Annotated in this window: 14 protein-coding genes; 4 read left to right on the top strand and 10 right to left on the bottom strand. The window is 62.6% G+C overall.

Annotated elements, in window-relative coordinates; all coding sequences use genetic code 11:
- Positions 1 to 663: 663 nt before the first annotated feature.
- Positions 664 to 1,827, top strand: a complete 1,164-nt coding sequence (locus GY725_21570; protein ID MCP4006778.1) for a hypothetical protein — start codon at positions 664 to 666, stop codon at positions 1,825 to 1,827.
- A 116-nt stretch (positions 1,828 to 1,943) separates the two neighbouring features.
- On the opposite strand, the gene GY725_21565 is transcribed toward GY725_21570, so the two are convergent.
- The 3 genes from GY725_21565 to GY725_21555 all read right to left on the bottom strand — a co-directional run bounded on the left by GY725_21565 (position 1,944) and on the right by GY725_21555 (position 10,332).
- Positions 1,944 to 6,728 carry a filamentous hemagglutinin N-terminal domain-containing protein gene (locus tag GY725_21565; GenBank protein MCP4006777.1) on the bottom strand — a complete coding sequence of 1,595 codons (4,785 nt, stop codon included), beginning with the start codon at positions 6,726 to 6,728 and terminating at the stop codon, positions 1,944 to 1,946.
- 3 nt (positions 6,729 to 6,731) lie between these two features.
- On the bottom strand, positions 6,732 to 9,365 hold the full coding sequence (locus GY725_21560) for a hypothetical protein (protein MCP4006776.1): 2,634 nt from the start codon (positions 9,363 to 9,365) through the stop codon (positions 6,732 to 6,734).
- A gap of 472 nt (positions 9,366 to 9,837) precedes the next feature.
- Positions 9,838 to 10,332, bottom strand: a complete 495-nt coding sequence (locus GY725_21555; protein MCP4006775.1) for a hypothetical protein — start codon at positions 10,330 to 10,332, stop codon at positions 9,838 to 9,840.
- A 78-nt stretch (positions 10,333 to 10,410) separates the two neighbouring features.
- On the opposite strand from GY725_21555, the gene GY725_21550 reads away from it, so the two are divergent.
- Positions 10,411 to 11,415: an AAA family ATPase gene (locus GY725_21550; GenBank protein MCP4006774.1), complete on the top strand. Its 1,005-nt coding sequence runs from the start codon at positions 10,411 to 10,413 to the stop codon at positions 11,413 to 11,415.
- Between the two features lie 4 nt (positions 11,416 to 11,419).
- Here the strand turns inward: GY725_21550 and GY725_21545 are convergent, their stop codons facing one another.
- The 4 genes from GY725_21545 to GY725_21530 form a co-directional block, all read right to left on the bottom strand.
- On the bottom strand, positions 11,420 to 12,409 hold the full coding sequence (locus GY725_21545; protein MCP4006773.1) for a hypothetical protein: 990 nt from the start codon (positions 12,407 to 12,409) through the stop codon (positions 11,420 to 11,422).
- Positions 12,406 to 13,488, bottom strand: a complete 1,083-nt coding sequence (locus tag GY725_21540) for an HD domain-containing protein (GenBank protein MCP4006772.1) — start codon at positions 13,486 to 13,488, stop codon at positions 12,406 to 12,408. The genes GY725_21545 and GY725_21540 overlap by 4 nt, the downstream gene beginning before the upstream one ends.
- Before the next feature lie 401 nt (positions 13,489 to 13,889).
- The gene (locus tag GY725_21535) at positions 13,890 to 14,618 is read right to left on the bottom strand and encodes a hypothetical protein (GenBank protein MCP4006771.1); all 729 of its coding nucleotides are present in this window, start codon (positions 14,616 to 14,618) and stop codon (positions 13,890 to 13,892) included.
- On the bottom strand, positions 14,615 to 14,998 hold the full coding sequence (locus GY725_21530) for a hypothetical protein (GenBank protein MCP4006770.1): 384 nt from the start codon (positions 14,996 to 14,998) through the stop codon (positions 14,615 to 14,617). The genes GY725_21535 and GY725_21530 overlap by 4 nt, the downstream gene beginning before the upstream one ends.
- A gap of 214 nt (positions 14,999 to 15,212) precedes the next feature.
- Between GY725_21530 and GY725_21525 the strand changes: the two genes are divergently transcribed.
- Positions 15,213 to 16,199, top strand: coding sequence for an NAD(P)H-quinone oxidoreductase (locus tag GY725_21525; protein MCP4006769.1), 987 nt, complete (start codon positions 15,213 to 15,215; stop codon positions 16,197 to 16,199).
- A gap of 23 nt (positions 16,200 to 16,222) precedes the next feature.
- Here the strand turns inward: GY725_21525 and GY725_21520 are convergent, their stop codons facing one another.
- A complete protein-coding gene (locus GY725_21520) occupies positions 16,223 to 16,936 on the bottom strand; it encodes an SOS response-associated peptidase (GenBank protein ID MCP4006768.1) in 714 nt (237 codons plus the stop codon).
- Between the two features lie 85 nt (positions 16,937 to 17,021).
- On the opposite strand from GY725_21520, the gene GY725_21515 reads away from it, so the two are divergent.
- A complete protein-coding gene (locus GY725_21515) occupies positions 17,022 to 17,621 on the top strand; it encodes a gamma carbonic anhydrase family protein (protein ID MCP4006767.1) in 600 nt (199 codons plus the stop codon).
- Positions 17,622 to 17,695: 74 nt separating this feature from the next.
- Here GY725_21515 and GY725_21510 read toward each other — a convergent pair whose 3' ends face one another.
- Both GY725_21510 and GY725_21505 read right to left on the bottom strand, forming a co-directional pair.
- Complete coding sequence (locus GY725_21510) at positions 17,696 to 18,484, bottom strand: phytanoyl-CoA dioxygenase family protein (protein ID MCP4006766.1); 789 nt, start codon at positions 18,482 to 18,484, stop codon at positions 17,696 to 17,698.
- Positions 18,485 to 18,548: 64 nt separating this feature from the next.
- Positions 18,549 to 19,814, bottom strand: coding sequence for an amidohydrolase (locus GY725_21505; protein ID MCP4006765.1), 1,266 nt, complete (start codon positions 19,812 to 19,814; stop codon positions 18,549 to 18,551).
- Positions 19,815 to 19,865: the final 51 nt, after the last annotated feature.

Raw genomic sequence — 19,865 nt, 5'->3', positions numbered from 1 at the left:
GGGAGGAGGGGAGGAGGTTGCGGGGGTGCGCGCGCGTGGGGGGGGATAAGTGGGGAGGGGGGGGCGTCCAGCGGTGACCCAGCGCCTCTTGTCCTTTTCAGGTACCCCCCCCCCCCCCCCCCCCCGGGGGGTTCCAGGAAACTTTTCTTCTCCAGAAGCGATTCTCCTGGCTCGAGAAACAGGTTTTCTTGCCCCGAGAGGCACTTCGAGAATGCACAACCGGCAGCCATTTCGAGGCCCGTTTTTCGGCTTTCGAGGGATGTGCAACTCGCGTTCTAAGTGCCAGGCAGGGTGCTTGGTTCCCGGCTCCGAGCCTCACGTCATCCAGCGTGTTCGTCGATTTTCGCTGTGGGTTTTTCCACAGCCCTTCGCCAGGTTTTGCCTGTAAGCTGCTGCCGGGTTGCCGGATTTATTCAATTAGATCGCGACAGAAACACACTTTACTTGCCAGCTTGTGTTAGTCTCGCTTCACATAGGATGCGGGTTTTTTGCAAGTCCTTTGCGTGGGTGAATACACCCAGTACGGCTCATGGCACGGCATGGAACATGGGCTAGCGGATCAAGCAGTAGCAAGGCGTTTGGCGGAGCACCGTGAGTTCCGGCTCGACAATGATTTCAAGTGGAGATGCCCCGGTTGCACCGGGCCTTTGAAGGGGAAATGAAATGAAGCGGTATCTACTTTCGATGTTCGCCGGCGCTCTCGCGATGCTGATCGCGGCCCCGGCTTCCGCCCAGACCGTCCTCGACCAGAACAAGGTCGGAGCGGCCCTGGCCATCCTTTATGTCACCGGTGTCAGCGATGACATCGCAACCTCGGCTCTCGTGACCAACACGAGCGCCACCGGCGTGGCTGTGCACGGCGAGGTCATCAGCGGCGACCCGGACGATAGCTGGCGCGGCCAGTCGTTCTCCTGCTACATGACGCCGTTCGAGACCACGCAGTTCTTCTTCCAGTCCAATGGTGTGAATGGCAGCCGACTCACGACAGAGTGCAGCCAGCCCGGAACGACAACGCTTCCGGCGCCGTCGTCGCCTCACAACCAGCCCTACGCCGGTTCCAAGGGCATCCTCTGGCTGAGCCTGGAGGCATCCTCGGGTTCCAACCCCCGTCCGCCGGTCTTCTCAAACGTCCTCGAGGGTAAGTCGGTTGTGTTCAACTTCACCGACGGTTCGGCTTTCGAGGTTGGTGCGGTTCCGTTCCAGTCGCCCGACCCGGCCACGGCCAATACGAACTCGGCCTGGGAGTTCGACGGTTCCGAACTCGCGCAGTTCCCGGAAGCGCTCTCGGCCAGTTTCCACGCTCCTGTCACGACCACCGGTCTTGTTGGTGGTGCCGAGAAGCTCAGCGCGACGCTGATTACTTTCGTTCTGGACGGACGCCTGAGTTCCTCCGCGACGCCGAATGCAGAAGCAGTCATGTACTTCTACAACGACGACGAAGAGTTCTTCAATACGTCGTTGTTCTTTGATTGCTTCGCGATGTTGAAGCTCGAAGACATCGACTCGCGCTTCCTGCGCAACAACCTCGGCAGCCCGACGGGTAATCTCCAGATCATCCCGCAGTCGGTCGATCCGGCAGATGCCAATCACGACGGGCAATTCGGCATCAATGACGATGCACGCACAGTCGGTATCCTCGGCTGGCTCGTCCAGCAGAAGCAGGAACAGATTGAGATCGAGGACGCACTCGGCTACTTCCATCCGGATGGTACCGACAAGATCGAGGGCAGGACCGGTGGCGAGGCTTCGGGTTGGGGCAGCCTGCTCACCACGAGCATCACGCCTCTGCCCAACAACACCGGTGACTCGCCGGCGCTCACCCCGTAAACGGGTTTTCAGTTCGATAGACCTCCCCACAGGGGTCGAGGCAAGGGTCGGCGGTTCACACCGTCGGCCCTTGCTATTTCTGGTTCGGGTTCCGAGGCTCGTTCAGGGCCCGCGCATCAGAGTGCGGCGGCCAGCTCTTCGGAGCGCATTCCCTCGGGGGTGATGGGTTCGAGCAACTCGGCGCGCATCAGCTCGAACTCGACCTGGGTCAGGCCCAGGCGGCGCACGGCTTCGAGCAGGGTGCTCAAGTGGTCCAGGATCTCGGCAGTGCGGGGATCCCGGCGCGCGCTGAGCACGAAGGCGCGCAACTCGGCTCCGTGTAGTGGCCAGCCTCCGCCGGCTTGCAGGTGCTTCGTGACCGCGTTGGCCAGCGCGGTCCGCAGCGGTTCGGAGTCGCCGTTTCGGAAGAGGGCTCCGTAGAGCTGTCGGGCGAATTCCGCGATGGCGGTCGGCATGCCGCGCCAGGGCGACTGCGCGGCTCCGGGAACGGCGTCCTCAGCCAGTCCGCGCCCGCCGCGCAGATACTGCATCAATTCGCCGACCGTCAGGCTCGCGGCGTCCTCGGCATCGGGTGCTTCGAAACCAGCGGCGGGCAAGGGCGCCAGGCCCTGGAAACTCTTGGCCGGATTTGTGCGCTCGGGTCCGGTCGCAACACCGTCGAGTGTCCGGCCCGATCTGCGCAGATCTGCGGCACGCAGGGTTCGCGGCCCGGTCGGGTCGAGTGCGGTATTCATGAAGCCGTCGAGGGTCGAGCTGACTTCGCCCCCGCTCGGTGTCGCGAAGACCACCTGGCCAGCGGAAGACAGCGTCGGCACACTCGAGAAGTCGATCGAGTTCGCGATGAAGTCGCTCCCGTTATCGGCCACGATGCTTCCATCGGCCAGCAGGACCGGACCCGACTCTCTGACCTGGAGGACGATCTTCGCGGCCGTCACACTGAGGGCACCTGCGGCGGTCAGATCGGACAGAAAGGCGGTATCGGTGGCGCGAATCTCGAGATCTCCGCCGACCGAGAGCTTTTCTCGTTTGCCCAGCGTCACGTTCTGGGACTCGAGCCGAAGTGAGCCTTCGTCGTGCCAGATGGTGGCGGTCGTCGAGGCAAGGTTCCGACCCGCGGCATTGAGTGCGATTTCGCGGACGGTCGAGATCTGCTCACCGCCCAGTTCGATTTCGTCGGCGGCGATGCGCAACGCGCCGGGTCTTCGGCTCGCGCCGACGTCACCGTTCAGACGCGCCAGCGCTCCGGCCGCGCTCAACGCGATGTCGAGTTCTGCGTCACTTCCCGCAGCGGCATCGATCGTCGAATCGAAGTCAACCGACGTGTGCGCTCGAACCGTCGTATCGTCGAGTAGCACGACCGGGGAATGGAAGGCGATCTCTCCCGTGTCGCTTGCGAATTCGCCCGCCGTGCGAATCTCGCCACCCGCATTGTAACTCTGCAGTCCGCTCGTCCGCGCACCGCGCGTGCTCAGGTGATCGGCCGCCTCGAGCACGACGCTCGAGAGCTGCGCGACTCCGCCGAGAACGCCATCGCTGGTGACGTTACCACCGGCTTCGACGTGCAAGGCGCTCGGGGTGGTCGGCGATGCGGAATCCACATCGCCCAGGATCACGACGTCGCCCGACCCGGCCTGCAGGGACGTATCGGTTCCGAGTATCAGGTCGCCGGTGAAGGTCTGCGTTCCACTGGTGTTCACGCTTCCGCCGTCGATCCGGGTGGATGCCGCGTCGGCCACCAGGCCCGAGAGCGCCGTGTTTGCGCCGATGGCGCCACTGAAGAGTGCGTTCTCGCTCGTGCGCACGCCGAGCATTGAAGCGCCGTCGATCGCACCGTGCACGCGCAGGTCTGCGGCGCCGGAGTCCAGGGAAAGGTCGCCGTCGAGTGACAATGTATCCATATCGATCTGTTCGTTACGAGTCGAAACCGCGCCATATCCACGGGTGTGGCCTGCGCTGGTGTCGAGTCCGCCGCTGAACTCGATGGAGTCAGCGGCGTCATCACCCAGAACTACACCTCCGGTGTTGAAGAAACTCGTGTCGCCGGCGATCACACCGCCGCCTGTGAACTCGACTGCGTAGTCGCCAAAACCGGTCTCGAGTTGCTCGATCGCCACGCGGTTCAGGAACCGGGCGCTCTCCGTGAGGTTGTCCAGGCGGACGGTCGTGGCTTCGAGTTCGCCTTCGACGCTGGCGTCCGCTGCGTGCCCGAGCATCAGGCGACCCACACCCTGAAGCCCTCCGACGAAGATGTCCCCGAGTCCGCCGGTCGCCAGAGTGAGATCCGGACGATCACTGCCTCGCACCTCGGTGTCGATGTGCACACCGGTCTGACCGATGATGCGATTGGTCTGTCCGTGATCACCGGTCAGTTCGAATTCTCCCACACTGAAGCGCAGGTCCACCAGTTCGGAGGCGGTCAGGTCGACGCCCCCTGCGAGTTCGACGCTTTCGAAATTCTCGATTCGGATCGATCCGGAGTCGGCGTCGATGTTCTGGCCGATCGCGATGCGGTCGTCGTTTGTGGCGCCGCTACCGCCGCGCAGGTGCACCGAAGCCGCCTGGACTTCGCCGATGCTCAACGTCTCGCTGGAATCACCGTCGGAGTCGACGAGTACCATCAGGTCGCCGCCGATCTCGACCGCGCCCAGTTCTGCACTGCCGCCCGCTGCGAGTTGCAGGGGTCCGCCCGAGGTGGAGGTCACGTCGGCCAGATGCAAATCGCCACCGGCGGCCAGAGTATGTGCGCCCGTGCCCTCGAGGGCCACCGAGCCGATCGTGTCGCGCGCAAGGAGTTCGCCGCCGGCCATTAGTTGAGCGTTTGCAGCGATCTCGAGCTGGTCGGTATTGTTGATGCGCAGCTCGTCGATTGCTTTCAGCGCACCGCCCACGCGAATTGTCGCGTTGGAACCGATGCCCGTCAGGGTCACATCCTCTCCGTAGACCGTGCCGGTGACCTGTAACACTTCGTGTTCGAGGTTTACCGAACCGTTTCCAGCAGCCGACCGGGCGTCCAGGATACGGGCTCCTTGCGAGAAGCCGATCCCCGAACTATTGAAGTCGCCACCGGCCGTGAACACATCGCCCGACAGGATCACATCGCCCAGTTGATTGGTGTCGCTGTCGGCCACGAGCGAGACGTCACCGCCTCCGCTAGTCAGTGTTCCCAGCACGGTCAGGTCGTCGCTGGCCAGCAGGGAGATCTTGCCCGACTGATCTCCCGCAGCACCGCTTGTGTCGAGGGATCCCACGACGATCTGCGCCGCCGAGATCGACAGGTCTGCGCCTTCGGCGCGGATCGTGTCACTGGAACCCATGCTGAACGTACCCGAGCCGTCCATGTCCGCATCGGCCATGAATGTGACGGAGCCGGTCGTCGCCAGGCTCAACTGATCGTCGGCGAGGTCTTCGAGGGTGATGTTGTTGGTTGCTTCGATGTGGATATCGGTCGAGGCGGAAAGTCCTTCGAGTTCGGAGTAGAACAGTTCCACGGGTCCGAACTGGTGCGCCCAGATGGTTCCCTCGGGCGCGCGGGTTTCGCCGAACACGCCGCCTGCAAAGCTGTATGCATCGTTGTCGACGTCGCTACCGTCCTTGGGGACGGTCCAGTCGCGAATGTTCACATTGGTCGGATCGAGCAACAGGCTTCCGCGCTCTCCGTTGCTGGCCTGCGTATCGACGTGGCCGTGGAAGCGCAGCGTGTCCTTGCCGGAGACTTCGACGAATCCGCCGTCACCCGCACCCAGCCCTCCGCGCGCGTTGATGTCGCCGTAGAAGCCGGTCGCGCCGTCAGACCAGACGACCACCTGACCGCCGTCGCCCTGCGAGATCGCGTCGGCGCTCATTCGGGTCTCGGCGTCGACAACTGTCTCGAAGGCCATTGGAACCTCGCCCTCGCCGTGGAAGTCTCCACCGACGCGGATGCGTCCGCCACCAGCATCGCCCGAAGCGTCGATCGTTGCGCCGAACACTCCGACGTGGCGACCGAAGACGTCCACCGAGCCACCGGTTCCACCGGCTTCGAGGTTCGAAGCGTCCAGAGTGCCCGAAACGCCAACTACGCCTTCGCTTCCGGCGTCCAGCGAGATCTCACCGGCGCGCGTGCTGCCCGTGTGGCGCACGGCGATCGCGCCCAGTACGTCTCCCGCAGACAGGCTTACCTGTCCGGATGCACCGGCATCGAGGATTCCGGAGTTTTCGACGGCTGCATTCCGCCCGAGCGCGTCGGCGTTTCCGGAAAGACGAATCAAGAGGTGCCCGCCGACCTTGCCGATATAGGCTTCGCCCCCGGCAACCATGGCGATTGCGCCCGTCTCCACGAATATCTCGCCGTGGTTCGCGACGTAGTTTCCGATCAACGAGACGGCGTCGGCGTTGATGCGCCCGTGGTTGACCACGCCGCCGCTGAGTTCTGTGAAACGCGCGTCGCCCGCAAGGAAGTCGGCGTTCGACATGCTTCCAGCCGCCGCGAAGAGCTCCCCGGCATTCACGACCGAATCGACTCCGAACATCACACCGGCGGGATTGACCAGGATCAAGGTCGCATCCGCGTGCACCGTGCCATCGATCACGCTCGGGTTTCCACCGCTGATGCGCGCGAGCATGCGCGCCTGCGCGTTCGGCTGATGGATGCGCAGAGTATCTGCGGCGTCGAGCTGGAGATTGCCCAGATGCACGATTGCGTCCTGGGACGACTGGTGGATCGCACAATTCGTGCACCCGGGCGTATCTCCAAAGCTCACGTCACCGACGGGAACATCGATTACTTCGACCGTACTCTCGGCCAGGGCCGAAGAGGGCAGGCCGACGGTCGGGAGCAGAACGCACAGCAGAACGACCAGGGCACGGCGCAACACGTCCTGGACGTGCCCGAGTGTTTGATCGATGCTGTAGCGGTTCTGCAAGACTCAGTACCTCAGTGTAATGGCGGCATTGATGCGCGAGTCGCCTTCGTCGGTCAGGCCCTCTGCGGGAAGCAGAGCGCGGCCGTAGTCGAGGCGCAGGCTCAGGTAGCTCTTCAAGCCGATCTCGGCTCCGATTCCCGCGCTCGCCAGGACGCGATCGGACTCGAAGCTGAGACGGTCGTTCTGCACGACCCGCGCGGCGTCCACGAACGCGTGCAGGGTCAGGTCCCAGTCGGGGCGGCCCTTGGTCTGCTTCGGTGCAAAACTGAAGTCACCCAGCAGGGGAACGTGCATGGACTTGCGGCGCGAAGAAAACAGGCTCGGAAGGTTGAGGTTGTACTGGAACTGGCCGATGGCGACCGAGTCACCCGCGGCCGCGCCTTCTGGATAGCCGCGCACGGAGTTCATTCCGCCGGCGACCATCTGGGCCTGAGGTACCAGACGGCTGCCAAAGGTCTGCTGTCCTCGGAAGCCGAGCTCGATCTCGTGTGCCTGCGTTGAACCGCGCGGCACGCCCGACCAGAGCAAGCTCGCGAGAACCGGCTCCAGGTAGAACGAGAAGCGACTATCCCATTTTGCCATGAGCCAGTCCGTGTCGGGGAAAGTGCGGCCAAGCTGTCCGATCTCATCCAATCCGTTTGTACCGATGCCCTTTTCGAAACCCAGAGACGCGTCGAATCTGGAGTAAGGTGTGTGACGCTCGATCGCGAGACCCAGACGGGGCATCCAGAATGTACCGGCGCCCTTCTGACCGATCAGCTCGTGTTCGGTCTGCACGCTCTGCCAGTGCAGGCCACCGGTCAGGTCCACGAAGAGTTCGCGGTGCTGGAAGATGTTGTAGTGCAGATTCGCACCCGCCGAACGTGTCTTCGAGCTGAAATCTGCACCGGCAAAACCCACGTCTTCTGCTTCGAAGCTGCCGAATTGACCGTCGATGCTCCAGCGCAGGCGCTGCGAGTCGCCCCAGGGCGCCTCGTATCCGGTCGATACGGATTGCAGACCAGCGAAACCCGTCGTTACGTAGTTGAGGGAGAACGTGTCGTCGTTATTCGTTAGCTGGTTGTGCACCAGGCCGAAGTGCTGGCGCCAGCCACCGGTCGAAGAGTTCCCTGTATTGGAGTACTGCATGAAGCTGGTCCACGGCTTCGATTCGGTTACCAGGTAGTCGATGGTGACGCCGCCCTGATCCGAGCCCGCGAGCGAGAGGTCCACGCGCCGGCCCGGGTGGCGATTGACCCGAAACAAATAGTCGTCGAGAAGATCCGAGCGCACCAGATCGCTTCCGCCCTGGCTCGAGGCGGGCTTGACTGGCGACTGGCGACGCAGTCGCGCGTGGAGTTCGTGGTTGACGCGATCGTCGGGATCCACTCGGTCCCCAGCACCGACCGTGCGAAGCTCCTGAACGCGAGCCAGTTCGACGACCAGAGCCAGTTCCGAGCGCTCTCCGTCGCGAAGGTCACGAACGTCGACAGGGTCGATATCGTGCGGATCTGGCGAAACGAACACGCCCATCAGGCCGCGCCGATTGAACTCCGCAGCGATCTGCGCGTTGACCGCCCGCAGTGCGCCGGGATAGAAGATGCGCGGTCGATCGGTCGGCAGCTTCGCCAGCGAAAAACGCACGTTCGCATCGCCCTCGTCGGGGGCTACGTAGCCACTGGCCGTTCCGCCCAGTTCAACTTCGATCTGGAGTACGTCGCCAAGTGCGGGCGCATTTCCGTGGTCGCGGATATAGCGGGCCGTGAAACCAGTGATCGGGTAGCCGTAGTGCTCGGTCCAGGCGGCGGGGATGCTCTGCACCAGCGGCGCAGCAACCGGAGTTCTTTCCGCGGCTCGCATCCGCTGCATCGGCGCAGGAATCGCCTCGGGACCCGGAGCGCTTCTGCGAGTCGAGTGCGCGGGTTTCGCGTTTCGCACATCCGCGACTTCGATGGGTCCGGGTGCGAGCGCCGGCTCGGGCGCAGTGTCGAGGCGGTGAGGCGTCCATGTCTGCGGAGCGTTCTGGTCGGCGTCGACGCGGGCTCGATCGAACTCCCACATCGAGAAGGTCGGTCCGGTTGCGATCGATTCGGCCTGTGCATCGATCGGCTCGCCAATCTCGATGCGTTCGATGGTGGAATGGGCAACGGCCACGGGAACGGGCAGCACCTGCGCGGTTTCGTCTGCTATCGGAGCAGGCGCAGCCGTTACCGCCGGTACCGGCGCAGGGACGGGCACCGCAGCAACGGCGGGTGCATGCACTACGACTGGCGGTTTTGAAGCGGTCGATGCGGCGATATTTCCAGCGATGTTTACGACGGGTAGCCGGATCGGCCTGGGCGCGCTCGCTTGCGCGAACCTCGGTTCATGGGAGTGCGGATCCGCAACGCTCAGCGTGGTCGGTCGGCGCTTTCGAATACTGCGACGGCGCTCGAGGTGCGCGGACTGGCGCGGCGGCGCGGGTGGTGTGCACACGCCCCGGGACTCGTCGACTCGTGCGGCGTCACTCGTTGGACTGGATGTGGAGGAGGGGACGGCTTCGCTGCTATGCGAGGCGGCGATCTCGGAACGCACGAAGAATGCACGTCCGGCAATCGCCTCGACGTTGAATACGCCCGAGAGGAAAATCAGTACAGCGGCCAGGCTCGTGCCCAGCATCGAAGACGGCTTAACTTCTCGGTAGCGCGGAGATAAAGATGGACGGGTGGTCGCAGGAGGCAACCTGTACATTCCACTTCCCCATGAACAACTGCATTGCTCGCATCAGCGAGCGCCCCAAAGTCAACTGCTGCAGCCGAAGCTGCGGTCCAACCTGATTGCATTACAAGATGGATGCGTAGACCTCGTCAACATCCTTTTTCAAGAAAATTGACGAGAACTGTATCCACTTGTTATGTGGTAGGAGTTGCCGTTTTGTGACAGGTCAACAAAAACGCGGGCTCGGCGGGACTTCCCGCGCGCAACTGCGCGCAGCGATCACGCGCGCTGCCGTTTCGTGCGTGAGCAAGCTTCGGCCAGATCAGTTCGAGAAAACTTTGAACTGCCGGTCTACGCGCAGGCAAGCGAAAGGCATCATTTCGGTGCGAGAAAGAGCCTGGCAGATCCGGCTCGTCCAGATCGGGAGCGGGGTCTATTCCGGCCGGCGCCCGTAGTCGTCTTCCAGGCGGACGACGTCGTCGAGTTCGGGGCTGGAGACCTCGATCAGTTCGCAATCCTCGACGGCTTCAAAGCGGTGGCGGCGGCCGGGTATCACATGTCGGCGCTCGCCCGGTTTCAGGCTGCAGATTTCCAGCTCACCGGCGTCGTTCTCGAGCGTGAGACGGAGTTCGCCTTTCACGACGAGGATCGTCTCATCCTTGATCTCGTGGTACTGCAGGGACAGGCGATGGCCGGCCTTGATGGCCAGGATCTTGCCGACGTAGCGGTCCGTCTCGGCCCAGATGTCCTCGTGTCCCCAGGGCTTTTCTTCGCGGCGAGTCACGGGCGCGGAGTCTAGCAGCCCGATGGAGAACTCGCGCGATGGCCAGGTGCTCAGGGCTCGTTTCTGGGGCCTTGGAGCGCGGTTCTCAGAAGTCCAATTCCCGTTGAGAGTGTTACTCTGGCGTCGGGTGGATCGTTCGGACATCGCCGACTCTGGCATCGGATGGATCGTTCGGGCATCGCCGTCACGAGTTTCACACCGGGCGGAACGGGGGGGCAGAGAATGCGAATTGGTGTTGCCGGGCTCAATGCTTCGGGAAAGACGCAAGTCGTGGAGTTGCTGGAGCGCAGGGGGTTCTATCCCGCTTCGCTCTCGGACGCGATCCGAGCAGACCTGCGATCCGACGGCCTGGAGCCGACGCGCGAGAACATGATCAAACGGGGTCGAGAACTGCGCGGGCAGTACGGTGTCGGAGTGCTGGCCGAACGCGTCGGGCGCAAGCTGCCCGCAGATCGCAATCACGTGATCGATTCGCTGCGCCACCCGGCCGAGGTCCAGGCTTTCCGGGCGTCCGGGGACTTTCTCCTGCTATGGGTCGACGTGAGCCCTGAAGTGCGTTTCGAACGCGCGAAGCAGCGCGGGCGCGCAGGTGATGCGCAGAATTTCGAAGAGTTCCAGGAGCAGCAGGAACGCGAACTGGCCAGCGAGAATCCGGCCGCGCAGCAATTGCTCGCGGTGCGCGAACTGGCCGACGAGATACTGGCCAACGATGGCAGTCTCGCGGATCTCGAAACGACGATCGGAGAACTTCTGCAAGGGAAGCTGTTTTTTCAGGAACGTCCCTCCTGGGACGAGTACTTCATGAACATCTCTCGTGTCGTGAGTTCGCGCTCGAACTGCATCAAGCGAAAAGTGGGTTCGATTCTGGTCGTCGACCGGCGCATCATCTCCACGGGTTACAACGGAACGCCTCGCGGTATCCGCAACTGCAACGAGGGGGGCTGCCCGCGCTGTGCCGGTGCTGCAGAGGCCGGTACCCGCCTCGACGAATGCCTGTGCAGCCACGCGGAGGAGAACGCGATCACCCAGGCGGCCTACCACGGCGTCTCGGTGGGCGGGGCGACGATCTACACGACGTTCTGCCCCTGCCTGATGTGCACCAAGATGATCATCAATGGGGGGATCGCAGAAGTGGTCTACGACTCCGAGTTTCCCCTGGGCGACGTGTCGCTCGAGCTATTCCGGGAGTCCGGCGTCAAGGTTCGATGCACGGTGGATTCCGCATAGCCTGCTAGGAAGAAGTTCCCGCGGGCTGGGAAATCTGGAAGGCCAGTGAAATGCCGTCGGTGACATCGTCTGCGAGCAGCGGCAGGGCAATGCAACTCGAGGGTTGCAGGTATTCCTGGGCCGCTTGCGCGCTCAGGCCCACGAGTACTGTTTCCAGGCCGAGTGAGGTCAGTGTGTCGACCAGTTGCAGGAGTCCGGAAGCTTCGACGGAGTCGATTTCGGCTCCGGTGACGTCGACGACGACGACCTGCAAGCGTCCGGGACCGAGATCCTCCAGGATCGCATCGAGTGCGGCCTCGGAGTCGAGCCGGCCAGAGTACGGCAAGACCATCACATCGCCCCAGACGTGCACGGCGGGCGACATCGGGTCGAAGCCTCCCATCATATCGCCCTCAACGAACATCCCTTCCATCTGATCCAGCTTCTCCATCGCGTTGTCTTGCATGCGATCGAAGTCCAGATAGGGCAGTAGCTCGTTGATCCAGGGATCGCTGATCTCCATCCAGCCGCTCACCGTACGGGCTTCAAACTCGCAGGACTCGGAACCACAGGCGATGCAGTTGAGTTCCTTCACCAGGTACGGCTGGCCCAATAGCGACGTGTACCAGCCTGCGGCGTAACCTGAGCTCATCCAGCAGACGGGAGTTTCGGAGCGCGGATAGGTATCGAGGTGCAGTTCGGCTTCGGTCGAATCGGTCAGCGCGCCACCGAAGTGCTCGTGATGTTGCTGCGCAACCGGAGAGAAGATCACGGCGAGCGGGCTGCCGGTGAGCAATGGCGCAGCTTCATCGGGGCAATCGAAATCCCGCGCGACGCGCAGGCCGTCCAGCAGGCCCTGATTGAAGCCGATCCCGTAGAGCACTCCCTGGGCGTAGCGCGGACCCATGCCTTCGAGCACGCTGCGACGCAGCGACTCCATGGCTCGCGCATCCTCGAAACAACCCGGAGCGCCGCTTTCTTCATCCAGATCAAAATCTTGCTTTTCTTCGATCATGAGTTCTCGCTCACGCTCATGAGGCTCTCGATGTCGAACTTGGAAGCATGTTCGAGGAATCTCTCTTCTTCGCGTTCGATCAGTGTCAAGACTGCCGCTGCAACCGTTGGGTCAAACTGCGTGCCGGTGAAGCGCTGGATCTCGTCGATCACGGTTTCGAGCGGAAGCGCTCTCCGGTAGGGACGATCCGACGTCATGGCTTCGATCGTGTCGGCCACCAGGATGATGCGGCTCGCAAAGGGGATCTCTTGTCCGGACAGACGATCCGGGTAGCCGCGTTTCGAGCCGTCGTACCATTCGTGGTGGTGGCGTACGCACGGAACGACGTCGGACAGGAAGCCGACCGGCTCGAGGATGCGCGCTCCAATCAGTGGATGGTCGCGCATGATCTCTCGCTCCGTTTCGGTCAGCTTGTCCGGTTTGCAGATGATGGAATCAGGAATGCCGATCTTGCCGATATCGTGCAGCAGGCCGCCCAGGTAGATCCGCTCGATCTCGGTGTTCTGGCAACCGAGTTCCTGGGCGATGCGCGAGCCGTACACGCCGACGCGTTCCGAGTGGCCGCGCGTGTAGTTATCGATGGCGTCAACGGCCTCTGCCAGAGCTCGTACGGTGCTCACATACGCCTTGCGCAGTTCCAGGTTCTTTTCCTGTACCTCGCGCGTGCGCCTCTCGACCTTCAGCTCCAGAGTTCGATTCTGTTCGCGCGTGATCTCGTTGAGGCGCTTGATCTCTGCGCGCATGTACTGGGAATCCAACGCCTGGCGCACGGTTGCTCGAAGCTCGTCGTCGTCCCAGGGCTTGGTCAGCAGCCGGAAGACCTCGCAGCGATTGATCGCGTCGACGGCCACGTCGATTTCGCTGAAACCCGTCAAAAGAATCCGGAGGGTATCGGGGTAGCGTTCGCGAACTTCCGACAAGAACGCCACGCCCGGCATTCCGGGCAAGCGCTGATCGCTCACGACCACCTGGATCGACTCGCGTTCCAGAATCGCCAGCGCTTCCCGGGCGTTGGTCGCACTCACGACCCGCACCGGCTCATTGCGAAACAAGCGGGAAAGGGACTTGAGGATGTTCACTTCGTCATCGACGAATAGAACGGTCGGCGTCTCAGATCTCGAGCTAGTGTGCACGAGCCAAGACACTTCAAGAGCCGTGCCCGTTTCTTCAGGATGCGATTCCTCGAGTGCGGAGTGCTGAGTTCTGGGGCCGAACCGCGCAGAGTTGCGCGCAATCTGCATTCTGGCTGCTGGATCGCCGAAAATCTCGAATTCGAGACCCAGCTGCCGCCCGCCGCAGAGTGCATGCTTGCGGGACGCCGCTCGACTACCTCATTGAGTGCGCGCAACTACTCCGAGCAAGCGTCGCAGATGCGGGAGAAATCGGCGTGTTGCGCGCAGCTGATGGACGCGAACCGTCCCGAATACGGGACGTCCCGGTTCTGGGACTCCAGATGCCGGCTATTGGACCGGGCGAGTTCCTACCCGTGGTCCGGATTCGCGAGCGTCGCGACCGCGATGTTGTCACCGGCGCCGCCGGCCATCGCTGCCAGAGCGATCGCGCGTGCCGCGCTCGGGTCGTCCGGAGCGGCTTGCAGGATTTCCCGGATCATCGACGGGTCGGAGATGAAATTCGTGACCCCATCGCTGACGGCCGCGACGACTTCTCCGGGATCTCGCTTGAAGTGACCGAACCACCGGTCGGTCGGCATACCGCGCTCGAACGCACGCGAGCCTAGAACCAGGTCATTGCTGAAGGTCACGGGGTCGGAAAGGGAGCTGCGAAAGACGCTGGAATCGCCAAAACAAGCCACGTTGACGTGCTGGGCCCGCACGGACACCAGGATCAGGCAGGTGCGCGTGCGGCCGCTGCGCTTCAGGCGCTCGTTCACTTCGCTGACCACCTCGCCGACCGCGTCGCAGAAAACCCGCTCGCTGGCAGAAACCAGCCTGCTCGCATTCTCCCGCGCGCAGGCCAGCGCGACTTCAGAAGCGAATACCCCGTTGTAACCGTCTGCGACCGCGAGCAGCGAGCCGTGCGCAGTGTGAGCGAGCAGGGCGCCATCCTCGTTTGGATCCACGTGCGCATAGGCCTTTGGCAGAGCGCCCCGGCTCAGCGCGATCGCACCTCCCACCGGCAGGCTGGAGAGCGCCAGCGGCCCCAGATCGGGATAGTCCCTGCCCAGCAGACAGATCGAGTGTGTACTCAAGCCGTGTCCTCGCTTGAATCACCACGCGTCCAGCCGAGGTCGCGGGCCACTCGACGCCACTCTTCCCTGTCCTGGATGCGACTCAGATCGAATTTCGAGAAGCTCGTGCCGAGTGACTCACCAAGCGCCGATACCCAGTGCGTGAGCCAGCCCGCAGGTAGATCCGCGGGGACTGTCTCGCGCGCCAACCGGCGCCGAGCCCCCGAAATGCTCTCTTCGATCACCCACACGTCCAGAGTCCCATCCTTCAGCCGCTTGCTCAACACCTTGTAGCGCTGCGCTTGCGAGCGACCGCGCTGCCAACGAGAAATCCAGAAAACATGCGGACGCTCACCTTCCGCAAACTGGATCCGCAGTGTCGACGCACGAGATGACGCCATGCTGGGCAGAATAGCCGCTGATCGCGCCGAACGCAGAAACCGGCCCCTCCAACCCTTGGGTTGTGGTCTGAAGAATGGGTCTGGTGCCAGAGGGCTCGAATCGAGTATTTATGGCAACCTTGCAGGGTGCGTTCCGGGCGTCTCGCCTGTACTCCAGTGTCCTGGCGGAGCTGGACCCATTCTTCGAACCACAAGAAATTGAAGCGAGGGTGATGTGAGAGCGATTCGGGTTGAGGGGCAGGGCAAGGACGTCAAACTGGTGCTCGGCGAAATCCCGGCCCCCAGCGTCGGAGAGGGCCAGATCGGCATTCGCGTGGCGGCTACGGCCGTCAATCGTGCGGACTTGCTGCAGGCTCGCGGGATGTACCCGGCGCCTCCGGGGGCTTCAGAGATCCTGGGGCTGGAGTGTTCAGGGACGGTCGACGAGGTCGGGGAGGGTGTGGAGGGATTTGCTGTCGGGGATCGCGTGATGGCGTTGCTGTCCGGTGGTGGCTACGCCGAGCGCGCGGTCGTTCATGCCGGGTCGGTCATGCCCATTCCCGAGCGGATCTCGTTGATCGATGCCGCGGGAATACCGGAGGTCTTTCTCACCTGCGACCTGAACCTGTTTCAGCTCGCAGGGGTTCCCCGCGGAGGGGCTGCGCTCGTTCACGGCGGTGGCAGCGGTATCGGAACGTGTTCCATTCAGCTCTTGAAGCACGCCGGTGTCACTTCGATCGTGACGGCCGGGAGTGACGACAAGTGCAAGCGCTGCATCGATCTGGGCGCCGACCACGCGCTGAACTATCGCGAAGCTGAATTCGCGCCCAGGGTGTTGGAGTTGACCGGCGGCCGGGGTGTGGACGTGGTCTTCGATTCGATCGGTGCGCCCTATCTGGCTCAGCATCTGAAGTGTCTGGCGATTGGGGGGCGTCTGGTCTTGATCGGCTTGATGGGGGGAGCCAAGGCCGAGGTGAACCTGGGTCCGATCCTGGTTCGCCGTCTGAGTGTGATCGGGTCCACCTTGCGCGCCCGTCCGGATGCGGAGAAGGCGCAGATCGTGAGTCGTTTCTGGCAGCGGGCTGGCGAAGCGCTGGTGAGTGGCGAGATCGGACCCGAGATCGATCGCGTGCTGCAATTGGCCGAAGCGCAGCGCGCGCACGAGGTCGTCTCGGCGAGTGAGCACTTTGGCAAGGTCGTGCTCGCGGTGAGGGACGACTGAAGTTCCGACTGGATCTCAGAACGTCAATCGAACCCGAGTTGCGGATCTTCACCCGGCTCCAGGAGTGACGGGTCGTCGTTCTTGACCGAGTTGACGCCGAAGCCCACCGCTTGAGTGAGCAAGCTCTCCGCGGGTACGGGCCTTAGTAGTCGCAAGAGTTCTTCGGCCTTTCCGTCGAGTTCTGGGTCGAGCCAGGAAGCCTCGGCCTCCGGATGTAGAATCACGGGCATGCGCTCGTGAATCGGCGCAACGGCTTCGTTCGCAGGGCAGGTCACGATCGCGCAACTCAACTCGCGCTCGTTCAGGAGTTCTTCTTCGACGCGACGCGAGCAGTACAGCCCCGCCATGGAAAACGCCTCGCGGTTCGCGAGCCCGATCCAGTGCGGAAGCTTGCGCCTGGCCGGGCCGATCGCTGGCTGCCACTCGTAGAAGCCGTTTGCGACGATCAGGCAACGATGTGTTCTCAACGCTGTGCGATATGCGGGCTTGTCCGCCACGCTTTCGACTCGCGCGTTGATCATGAGCGGTAGCTTCTGTCCGGGTTTGGCCCAGTGCGGAATCAAACCCCAGCGCATGAGTGTGGGCTGGCGTTCGCCGTCTTGCGCGCGAACCGTCAGGATCTGACTGGTCGGGGCGATGTTGTAACGCGGTGTGAGCTCGGCGAGTTCAGTCGACGGAAAGCGAAAGCGCTCGGCCAGGGCTTCTTTGTCACTGAACAGAGTGTAGCGTCCGCACACGACTCAACTCCGGGTCTTCGGTGAGAGTTCCTCGGGGCGCGCTCGCGCGCGGTCCAGTTCGCGAACCCGTTTCGGAGACGTTGCCATGACGATCAGGATACCGCAGTCTGGGCGTGTGAGTGCAGATCAAGATATGCAGAACATCGATTCGTCGGTCTGGATTGCTGCGAGCGCAGAACTCTACGGTCGCATCGTTATCGGCCCGGATTGTTCGCTATGGCCCAAGTGCGTGATTCGCTCCGAAGCCCAGGAAGTGCGGATCGGTAGTCATACGAATATCCAGGACTTCGCCATGATCCACGTCGGCTTCGATGATCCGACCACGATCGGTGACTTCTGCTCGATCACTCACCATGCCACCGTCCACGGTGCGACTGTTGAAGACGATTGCCTGATCGGCATCAACGCCGTGATCATGGATCGCGCCGTGATCGGTCGCGGATCGATTGTCGCACCTGGGGCCGTGGTGACGGAGGGAACGATCATTCCCCCGAACTCGATCGTCGCGGGCGTTCCCGGCAAGGTCATCAAACAGCGCGACAACTCGGCCGAGAATCGCGTGAACGCCTGGAGTTACTTGCGCAATGCGCAGGCCTATCGCCAAGGAGAACATCGGGCCTGGGACGGTCCGGAGTTCAAGGCGTACGCGAAAGCGAAGCGTCGGGATGAGGGGCTGATCTCCTGACCGGCCCGCCCGGCTTCAGATCGTTCCGAGGGCGAGCGACAACGACCCGGCCGGACCACCCCGAAGGGCACGGTTCAGCGCACTAACTGGACTTCGCGCTTTATGTCGGTGTTCCAGACGTGCAGGCCGCCCGCCTGATACGCGATGACGAATACACGGCGGCTGGACGTGGTGCGATTGGTCTGCGAGCCGTGCACGATGTCGCGATGGAAGTAGAGCACGCTACCGGCGGATAGCTCGGTCGGAATGGCTTCGCCTTCGATCTGTTCCACATCGGTGTACAGGGCTCCGAGTACGCCGCGATCCTCCAGACCCTTCAGATTGCCGTGCTTATGGCTGCCCGCGATGACCCAGAGGCAACCGTTCTCTTTCGTCGCATCGTCGAGGTAGGTCAGCGTGCTCACGACGGATCCCAGATCCTCGGCGCCGTTTTCCCAGTACAGGCCTTCCTGATGCCACGGGAATGGCGCGCCGCCGGGGCGTTTCACGTTCAGCTTGTCGCTGAACACACTGAGGGTTTCGCATCCGTTGATCGAAGCGACGGGTTGGTACAGGCGCGGGTCATCGATTACGGCATCGAGGCGGGCATCGAGGTGGCCGGTCGGCTCCATGGAGCGCACTGCGCGCAGATCGTCACTCCACTCCCACTTGATCCTCGATCCGAGTACGGACTGGTACTTCTGGTTGTCCACCTGCTCGATCGCACCGGAATCGGGTTGATTCGCCGCTTCCAGGATCTGACCATGGGCGTTCTCGGCGCCGGCTCGCATTCCTTCGATCTCTTCCGCGGAGAAGACGTTCTCCCGCACGAAGAAACCCAGGTCGTGGTACTGCTTCAATTCAGCTTCTGTAGCTCGATGCATTTAGTTCTTCTCGGTTCAGGGGTTGTACGCAATCGGTTCGGAGTTTCCGGCGTTCGCAGACAGACTACTGCTTCGAACTCGTGGTGACGAAGTCGCTCTTTAGCGGTCCAATTTCTGCGGCGATGGCTTCCAGTTTATCTGTGTCGAAGCCGAAGAGCTTGGCCGCATTTCCGCCGACCATCAGGGCGAGTTCGTCTTCGGGGACATCGTGGAAGGTGTCGACCATCTGCTTCTTCGTATCGGGCCAGGTGCCTTCCGGGTGCGGATAGTCGGAGCCCCAGATCAGGTTTTCTACGCCGATCTCGTGGCGCAGCACGGCCTCCCTGCGCGGCATGCACGAAGCGCCCAGGAAGACGCTCCTGCGGAAGTACTCGCTTGGCTTCAAGGGAAGATGACTGGTGTAGTCACCGAGTTTCGCACTATAGGGTGTGTCTTCGTAACGGAAGTCGAGCAGGGCGAGATACTCTGGCACCCATACGGAAGTGGCCTCGGTCACCATCAGCTTGAGTCCCGGGAAGCGTTCGAAAACGCCGCCCCAGATCATGAAGGTAATGGGGCGCGCAGCGAAGAAGGCGACCTCGCTGATGTAGGAGCCCATCATCCCGGAGCCGTTGCCGTAGTCGTCCATCGGAGCGGCGCCCGAATGGATGTTGAGCACCATCTCGAGTTCTTCACATACCCGCCAGACGGGGTCGTATTTTTCGTGGCTGTACGAATCGAGCTTGCCCCATTGGGTCGGGATCATGATGCCCCGCAAGCCGTTCTCTCGGGCCCAACGCACTTCCTTGACCGCGTCGTCGACGTCCCAGAGCATGGGAACGATGGCGAGTCCGGCGTGGCGTTCCGGAGTGATGGAACAGAACTCGGCGATCCAGCGATTGTGGGCGCGAGCACCGGCCCATTGCAGTTCGGGTGAGATTCCTTCCGTAGGGAGCGCGAGTCCGGCACCGAAAGGCGGCATGTTCATCTCGGTGATGCCGTCCGGGAAGACGATCTCACCGGCACAACCATCGGCGTCGAGTACTTTGATCCGGTCCGCGTGATTCCAGGCACCTTCGAGGCCGGACTCATGCCCCTTGCGCCATTCTTCGTTGATCTCGTCGACCAGGAATTTCTTGGCCGCCTTTCGAGTCATCTCGATCTGGATCGGAAGCGCGGCATCGAAAGCATCGCGGTACTTCGGGTCCACGTAGTCGCGGTAATCTTCCGGCTTCAGCCCGGCGTGGCAATCCGACGAAATGACCATATAGCGTTCCATGACCTGAACTCCTTCCTGAGATCGATTGCAAGCAAAGCGGGTTCTCGCAGTCCCGAGGCCATTTTGGACCATACGCCCGCTTGATGCACAATGGCATTCAGTTCGAGTCGGCGGAGTTCGAGG

It is taken from the genome of bacterium (genome assembly GCA_024226335.1).
Taxonomy (GTDB): Bacteria; Myxococcota_A; UBA9160; order SZUA-336; family SZUA-336; genus JAAELY01.
This window is presented reverse-complemented; position numbering and strand designations above follow the sequence as displayed.

What these genes read in the sequence shown, in the direction of transcription:
- GY725_21555 (MCP4006775.1), bottom strand. Translation starts at nt 10,332, where the DNA reads ATGTCCGAACGATCCACCCGACGCCAGAGTAACACTCTCAACGGGAAT.
- GY725_21570 (MCP4006778.1), top strand. Translation starts at nt 664, where the DNA reads ATGAAGCGGTATCTACTTTCGATGTTCGCCGGCGCTCTCGCGATGCTG.
- GY725_21510 (MCP4006766.1), bottom strand. Translation starts at nt 18,484, where the DNA reads ATGCATCGAGCTACAGAAGCTGAATTGAAGCAGTACCACGACCTGGGT.
- GY725_21530 (MCP4006770.1), bottom strand. Translation starts at nt 14,998, where the DNA reads ATGGCGTCATCTCGTGCGTCGACACTGCGGATCCAGTTTGCGGAAGGT.
- GY725_21545 (MCP4006773.1), bottom strand. Translation starts at nt 12,409, where the DNA reads ATGATCGAAGAAAAGCAAGATTTTGATCTGGATGAAGAAAGCGGCGCT.
- GY725_21550 (MCP4006774.1), top strand. Translation starts at nt 10,411, where the DNA reads ATGCGAATTGGTGTTGCCGGGCTCAATGCTTCGGGAAAGACGCAAGTC.
- GY725_21515 (MCP4006767.1), top strand. Translation starts at nt 17,022, where the DNA reads ATGACGATCAGGATACCGCAGTCTGGGCGTGTGAGTGCAGATCAAGAT.
- GY725_21505 (MCP4006765.1), bottom strand. Translation starts at nt 19,814, where the DNA reads ATGGTCCAAAATGGCCTCGGGACTGCGAGAACCCGCTTTGCTTGCAAT.
- GY725_21560 (MCP4006776.1), bottom strand. Translation starts at nt 9,365, where the DNA reads ATGCTGGGCACGAGCCTGGCCGCTGTACTGATTTTCCTCTCGGGCGTA.